This window comes from Sphingopyxis sp. (genome assembly GCF_035565275.1).
Classification (GTDB): domain Bacteria; phylum Pseudomonadota; class Alphaproteobacteria; order Sphingomonadales; family Sphingomonadaceae; genus Sphingopyxis.
Map to the genome: position 1 here is coordinate 1 of NZ_DATMST010000345.1, position 6,318 is coordinate 6,318.

Sequence of the window (6,318 nt, forward strand, 5' to 3'; positions counted from 1 at the left end):
ATCTTGCGGCGAGCTTGCCGGCGCGCCTGCTGGGCGAAGGCGAAGGCCGGACCGTGCTCGACCTTTGCGCCGCGCCCGGCGGCAAGACGATGCAGCTCGCGGCGGCGGGGTGGAATGTCGTCGCCGTCGACGCAAGCGCGAAGCGGCTCGAGCGGCTGCGCACCAATATGGAGCGGACCGGGTTTGCGGCCGACATCGTCCAGGGCGATATCCGGTCGTGGGAACCCGCGACTTCCGCCGATGCGGTTCTTCTCGATGCGCCCTGCTCGGCCACGGGAATCTTCCGCCGTCATCCCGATGTCCTCCACCGGATCGAGCCGGCGCAGATCGCGGAAATGGCCGCACTCCAGACAGAGCTGCTCGCGCGCGCCGCGCGTTGGGTCAAACCGGGCGGCGCACTGATCTATGCGACCTGTTCCCTCGAGCGTGCCGAAGGCGAGGATCAGATAGCGAATTTCCTCGACGGTCATCGGGACTGGAGGGTCGATCCGGTCCGCGGCGATGAACTGCCTCATGCGATCGAGCCCGGCGAGGGCGGCTTCATACGTACCTTGCCGGGCACGCTCGCCAACGCCGGGGGCCTCGATGGCTTCTTCGTCGCGCGGCTGCGCGCGCCGTCGAGCTGACCGGCACGCGCAGCTGCACGCAAGGAGGCTAGAAAACCGCCTTCGGCGATGCTTCCTTCATCATCGCGGCGCGGACCATCGGGATCGGAGGGCCGCCATAGGACAGGAACTCGTCGTGGAATGCCTTCCACTTCGTCTTGTCGCCTTTGGTCCAGTCCTCGCGCAGCTTGCGGATCATGAGCTTGCCCATCGTGTAATTGAGATAGGCCGGGTCATAGGTACCGCGCGCCGCCTGCTGGCGTGCATTGCCTTCGTCCTGATAGCATTGTTCCTTGAACAGCTTTTCGCTGTCGGCGACCGTCATGCCCTTGGTGTGCAGGCCGATGGCGGAGAGGTAGCGGCAATCGCGGAGCAGCGCGTTCGAAAGCTGTCCGATATGCGTTTCGGGATCGCCGTCGCCCAGCCCCGCGTCCCACATCATTTCCTCGGTATAATGCGCCCAGCCCTCGGCAAAGGCATAGCCGACGAACAGCTTGCCGAAGATACTCTCGGCGCGGTTCGAGTGGAGGAAATTGAGGAAGTGCCCCGGCCACACCTCGTGAACCGACGTGAACATCAGATCCTTGCGGCCCGGCACGAAATCGGCCTGCGTCTGCTTGTCCCACGCCGGATCGGGCGGCGAGATGTAATAGACCGACGGCAGGCCTTTTTCATACGGTCCGGGGATGTCGATATAGGCGCTGTTTTGCCGGTTGTACGGCGGCGATTCCTCGACCTGCGCCTGTTCGGTGCCGGGGATCGAGACGATATCCTTTTCAATCAGGAAGGCGCGTAGTGTCGGCAGCTGGCGCCGTGCCTCGGCGACGGGACCGTCGGCGGGCTTGTCGGAATTCATCTTCTTCATGCAGTCGGCGATCGTCATGCCGGCGGCATAGGTGGCGCACGCGGCCTTCAGCGCGTCCTGGTTGCGCTTGAGGTCGGCCTGCCCGATCCGTTCGAGTTCGTCGAGCGGCGTATCGACGCCCTCGTTGGTCAGGATCATCTTCGAGAATTTCTCGGCGCCCAGCGCATAGCCGTCGGGCGTGCCCGGCTGCGATCCGACATATCTGGCGAGATCGGTCATTGCAGCGCCGGCCTTCGCTGCCGCCTCGTCGAACTGCTTCTGCAGCGCCTCGTCCTTGACCGAAGCAAAGGCTGCCTTGGCGTCACCCTTATAATAGTCGGCAAAACCGCCGAAGCCCGCCGTGCCATATTTGACGAAGGTCGCGGGTAGCGGAAGCTTCAGGTTAGCCTTGATCTGCGCCGCCGCGGCGGGGACCTTTTCGGCATAGGCGATGAACGCCTTCATCCGCGTCGTCGCGTCGGCATAGGGGCGCGCGATATAGACATTGGGGTCCAGCGCGCCGGTGTAAAAGGACGGGTTCTTCTGCGCGAAATCGGTGTCGCGGAGGAAGAAGAGCTGGCCCTGTGCGACGTGGACCAGATAGTCGCGTTCGAATTTTTCGGCATCGGTCATTTCGCCATCGAACGCCTTCGCGTCGGCGATCGCCTTTTCGAGATAGGCCGCCTGCTTCTCCAGCCCCTCGGGCGACCAGTCGGGCAGTTGCCCGTCATATTCGTGCTTGCCCTGATAGACGGCGAAATTCGGATTGAGCGGGAAATAGCCGGCGAGGAAATTATCGCGGAATTCGGTCCAGTTCTTCGCAGTCGATGCGGTCGCCGACTTGTTGTCCGACGCGTTGCAAGCGGTAAGGACCAACAGCGTCGCAGCCATCGCCGCGCCGCCGAAACGGGCAAATTTGCTTTTCATTCGAGTGTCTCCCTGACTCCTGTGGCGCGCTTCTGCCAGCCGTGCCGACCAATGACACCCGATAATCGACGAACGGCAAAGCCATGCCATCTGGACAGCCGCGAAAAGCGGGCTACGGCGAAGCACAATGGCAACGATCCCTCCACCCGAAGGCGAAGAGCCGGTTATGCCGGCACCGCTCGCTCCGGCCCCCTCCCCGCTCAGCTATCCCGACTTCCGCTATTTCTGGGTGGCGCGCTTCACTGCGGTAATGGCGACGATCGCGATGGTCGTGGTGATCGGCTACCAGCTTTATGACACCGCGCGCACCGACTATGGCATGTCGATCAAGGAGGCGTCGTTCCAGCTCGGGCTGCTCGGCCTCTTCCAGTTCGTTCCGCTGGCGATCCTGACCCCGGTCGCGGGCTGGGCGGCCGACCGGTTCGAACGCCGCAGCGTTGCGATCTTCTCGAACCTCATTGATCTGCTCATCGCCGCGACGCTCGGCTGGTTCACCTGGCATGATCAGCTGACGCTGCCGCTTCTGTTCGGTCTCGCCGCACTGCACGGTGTCGCGCGGGTCTTTTCCGGCCCCGCGATGAGCGCGATCGCGCCCAACATCGTCCCGCCCGCCGTTCTGCCGCGTGCGATCGCGATGAGCAGCATTGCGTGGCAGTCGGCGTCGGTAATCGGACCCGCAGCGGGGGGCTTGATCTACGCCGCGCATCCGGGCGCGGTCTATGTCTTCTCGGTGATCCTCCTCGCCATTTCGGCTTTCACCCTGAGCCGCGTGCGCCCCGTGCTGCCGCCTCCCGCTGAAGTCCGCCGTCATCCGCTGCGCGAAATGGTCGACGGGTTGCAGTTCGTGTGGGTCGAGCGCTTCCTGCTGGGGACGATCACCCTTGACCTGTTCGCCGTGTTGCTTGCGGGCGCCACCGCGATGTTCCCCGTCTTCGCCCGTGACATATTGCATGCCGGAGCCGAAGGCGCGGGGCTGATGCGCGCCGCCGTTGCCTTCGGGTCGGTCGGTGTCGCCGTCGGCCTCGCCATCCGTCCGATCGAACGCAATGTCGGCGTGAAGATGCTGTGGGCGGTCGCAGCGTTCGGCGCCGGAACGGTCGTGTTCGGCTTGTCGACCAACCTGCTCCTCTCGCTGGCCGTGCTGGTCCTGATGGGTGCCGCCGACATGTTTTCGGTCTTCGTGCGTGGCACGCTGATCCAACTCAACACGCCCGATCATATGCGCGGTCGCGTCAGCGCCGCGTCGGGACTCGCCATTTCGGCATCGAACGAGCTTGGCGAGATGCGCGCCGGCGCGATGGCGGCGGCGCTCGGTCCGGTCAGTGCCGTCGTCGTCGGCGGCGCTGCCGCGGTCGGGGTGACCGCGCTCTGGGCCTGGTTGTTCCCCGAACTGCGCCGGGCGCGAACATTCGAGCCGCAGTTCAGATCCACCGGCGACTGACACCAACCATTCACCGCAAGCCGCGCTCGATCCGCCCGAATCTTATTGTCAATTTATTTGGTTGAGTTATTGAGGCTACACCCGCCACCGCGGCTCCCTTCTCTCCCCGACGGAGCGACCGCCATGCAAAATTCGAATATCCATCACAAGATTCTCACCATTCCGGGCCTCTACAACAGCGGCCCGACCCACTGGCAGAGCCTGTGGGAACGCAGCTTCGCCCGCTGCGAGCGAGTCGAACTCGGCAGCTGGGACGAACCGCTGAAGGACCAGTGGGTCGAGCGGATCGCCGACGCGATCGCTGCCGAGCATGAACCCGTGCTCATTGCCGCGCACAGTCTTGGCTGCCACGCCTTCGCGCACTGGTTCGCGGCGGCGAGCAGCGTCGCGCGCGACCGCATCGCCGGTGCGCTGCTCGTTGCACCTCCCGACCTGACGGAACTGCGGCGCGACAAACGCGTCGACAGCTTCACCGACTCGCCCGCGCTGTCGTCGCAGACGCCGATGATCGTCGTCGCGAGCGATGACGATCCCTACGCCAAGGCGGCGCATGTCTGGCGCCTGTCGCGCCGCTGGGACGCGCGCTTCGTCAATGCGGGGCCGTTCGGACATATCAACGCGGACTCGGGCGTGGGGGACTGGCCTTATGGACAGTATCTGCTCGCCTCGTTACAACCCGCACCCACGCCGGCGTCGGCGGACGAGGCACGCTGGCTCCGCGCCGGCGACTGGCCAAACCGCGTCCGCCGCGACCCGCGTTTCGAATTCAAGGAAAGAGCGCACCGATCATGAAAGCCAATTCGATCCTCGATACCATCGGGAACACGCCGCACATCCGCATGGCACGTTTGTTCCCCGACGCCGAAGTCTGGGTGAAGTCCGAACGCAGCAACCCCGGCGGGTCGATCAAGGATCGCATCGGCCTCGCGATGATCGAAGCGGCCGAAAGAGACGGCAGCCTGAAGGCCGGCGGCACCATCGTCGAGCCGACGTCGGGAAACACCGGCATCGGCCTCGCGATGGCGGCTGCGGTCAAGGGGTACAAGCTCGTCCTCGTCATGCCCGAAAGCATGTCGGTCGAACGTCGCCGGCTGATGCTCGCCTATGGCGCGACTTTCGACCTGACGCCGCGCGAAAAGGGCATGAAGGGCGCGATCGAGCGCGCGATCGAACTGGTCGAAACGACCCCCGGCGCGTGGATGCCGCAACAGTTCGAGAATGAAGCGAACGTCGATGTCCATGTTCGCACCACGGGCCCCGAAATCCTCGCCGATTTCAAGGATACGCCGATCGACGTCCTGATCACCGGTGTCGGCACCGGCGGGCATATCACCGGGGTGGCGCAGTTCCTGAAGGAACATTGGCCCGATCTGAAGGTCTATGCGGTCGAACCCGACCTCTCGCCGGTGATCTCGGGTGGCCAGCCCGGACCGCACCCGATCCAGGGCATCGGCGCGGGCTTCATCCCGCGCAACCTGCATACCGACCTGCTCGACGGCGTGATCAAGGTCGACGCCGCCGATGCCAAGGATTTCGCGCGCCGCGCCGCGACCCAGGAAGGCACGCTCGTCGGCATCTCGTCGGGCGCCACGCTGGCCGCAATCAGCCAGAAGCTCGCCGAACTGCCGCCCGGCAGCCGCGTGCTCGGCTTCAACTATGACACCGGCGAGCGCTATCTGTCGGTTCCCGATTTCCTCCCGGAGATCTGAGCCCGGCCCGTGCGCCCCGACGGCGATTCATCGGCGTTGCCCCTGCGGCGCGACTGGACGGGCTGGCTGTTCGTCCTGCTCGCTGTCGTGGCGATCGGCGCGGTGCTCCATGCGAGCAATCCGCGGGGCGGCGACCGTTTCGCGGCACGGCCGCACCCGGTCGCGCCGCCTGCCGACGTCGTGCCCGACGTGCTGCCCACCGAACTCGCGCCGGTTACCGAGGACGATGCCCGCGCCGCCAACGCGCGCGTCGCGCTGATCACCAAGGGGTTCGTTGCGGCGCGGCCCTTCATCTACGCCGGCGGCGGCGATGCGAAAGCGCGCGCGCGCGACTGCCTTGCCGCGGCGATGCTCTATGAGGCCGGCGACGATGCGAAAGGCCAGCAGGCGGTCGGTCAGGTCGTGATCAACCGTGCGCGTCATCCTGCCTTTCCCAAATCGATCTGCGGGGTGGTCTTCCAGGGATCCGAACGGACCACCGGTTGCCAGTTCACCTTCACCTGCGACGGGGCGCTCGCACGCCGCTATTCGGACGCGGCATGGACGCGCGCGCAGGCGAACGCCGAGATGATGCTGTCGGGCACGACCTATCCGCCGGTCGGTCTCGCCACCCATTATCACACCGACTGGGTCCGCCCCTACTGGAGCGACAGCCTCGAGAAGATCGCGATCGTCGACACCCATCTATTCTTTCGCTGGCCGGGCTATTGGGGCACGCCGGGCGCCTTCCGCGGGGCGGTGTCGGGCAGCGACGGTCCGGTCGCGAAGCTCGCGGCGCTGTCGCCCCTGCAC

The 6,318-nt window shown here is 65.5% G+C and carries 6 protein-coding genes; 5 read left to right on the forward strand and 1 reads right to left on the reverse strand.

Annotated features, from left to right (window positions below; all coding sequences use genetic code 11):
• Window positions 1-626 (forward strand): RsmB/NOP family class I SAM-dependent RNA methyltransferase (locus tag VN047_RS22375; protein ID WP_325546642.1); only part of this gene is annotated, 626 nt, incomplete at its 5' end.
• Window positions 627-654: 28 nt separating this feature from the next.
• Here the strand turns inward: VN047_RS22375 and VN047_RS22380 are convergent.
• Window positions 655-2,376 carry a DUF885 domain-containing protein gene (locus tag VN047_RS22380; RefSeq protein WP_325546644.1) on the reverse strand — a complete coding sequence of 574 codons (1,722 nt, stop codon included), beginning with the start codon at window positions 2,374-2,376 and terminating at the stop codon, window positions 655-657.
• Window positions 2,377-2,503: 127 nt separating this feature from the next.
• Between VN047_RS22380 and VN047_RS22385 the strand changes: the two genes are divergently transcribed.
• The 4 genes from VN047_RS22385 to VN047_RS22400 form a co-directional block, all read left to right on the forward strand.
• Window positions 2,504-3,817: an MFS transporter gene (locus VN047_RS22385; protein WP_325546646.1), complete on the forward strand. Its 1,314-nt coding sequence runs from the start codon at window positions 2,504-2,506 to the stop codon at window positions 3,815-3,817.
• Between the two features lie 123 nt (window positions 3,818-3,940).
• Window positions 3,941-4,609 (forward strand): alpha/beta hydrolase, encoded by a 669-nt coding sequence (locus tag VN047_RS22390; RefSeq protein ID WP_325546648.1) that lies wholly within the window; start codon window positions 3,941-3,943, stop codon window positions 4,607-4,609.
• Window positions 4,606-5,526 carry a cysteine synthase A gene (gene cysK / locus VN047_RS22395; RefSeq protein ID WP_325546649.1) on the forward strand — a complete coding sequence of 307 codons (921 nt, stop codon included), beginning with the start codon at window positions 4,606-4,608 and terminating at the stop codon, window positions 5,524-5,526. Before VN047_RS22390 ends, cysK begins: the two co-directional genes overlap by 4 nt.
• A gap of 36 nt (window positions 5,527-5,562) precedes the next feature.
• Window positions 5,563-6,318: cell wall hydrolase (locus VN047_RS22400; protein WP_325546651.1), on the forward strand; the 756-nt coding region annotated here is incomplete at its 3' end.

Excerpts from the sequence above, each read along its gene's own strand:
- VN047_RS22380 (WP_325546644.1), bottom strand. The coding sequence starts at position 2,376 with ATGAAAAGCAAATTTGCCCGTTTCGGCGGCGCGGCGATGGCTGCGACG.
- VN047_RS22385 (WP_325546646.1), top strand. The coding sequence starts at position 2,504 with ATGGCAACGATCCCTCCACCCGAAGGCGAAGAGCCGGTTATGCCGGCA.
- VN047_RS22390 (WP_325546648.1), top strand. The coding sequence starts at position 3,941 with ATGCAAAATTCGAATATCCATCACAAGATTCTCACCATTCCGGGCCTC.
- cysK (WP_325546649.1), top strand. The coding sequence starts at position 4,606 with ATGAAAGCCAATTCGATCCTCGATACCATCGGGAACACGCCGCACATC.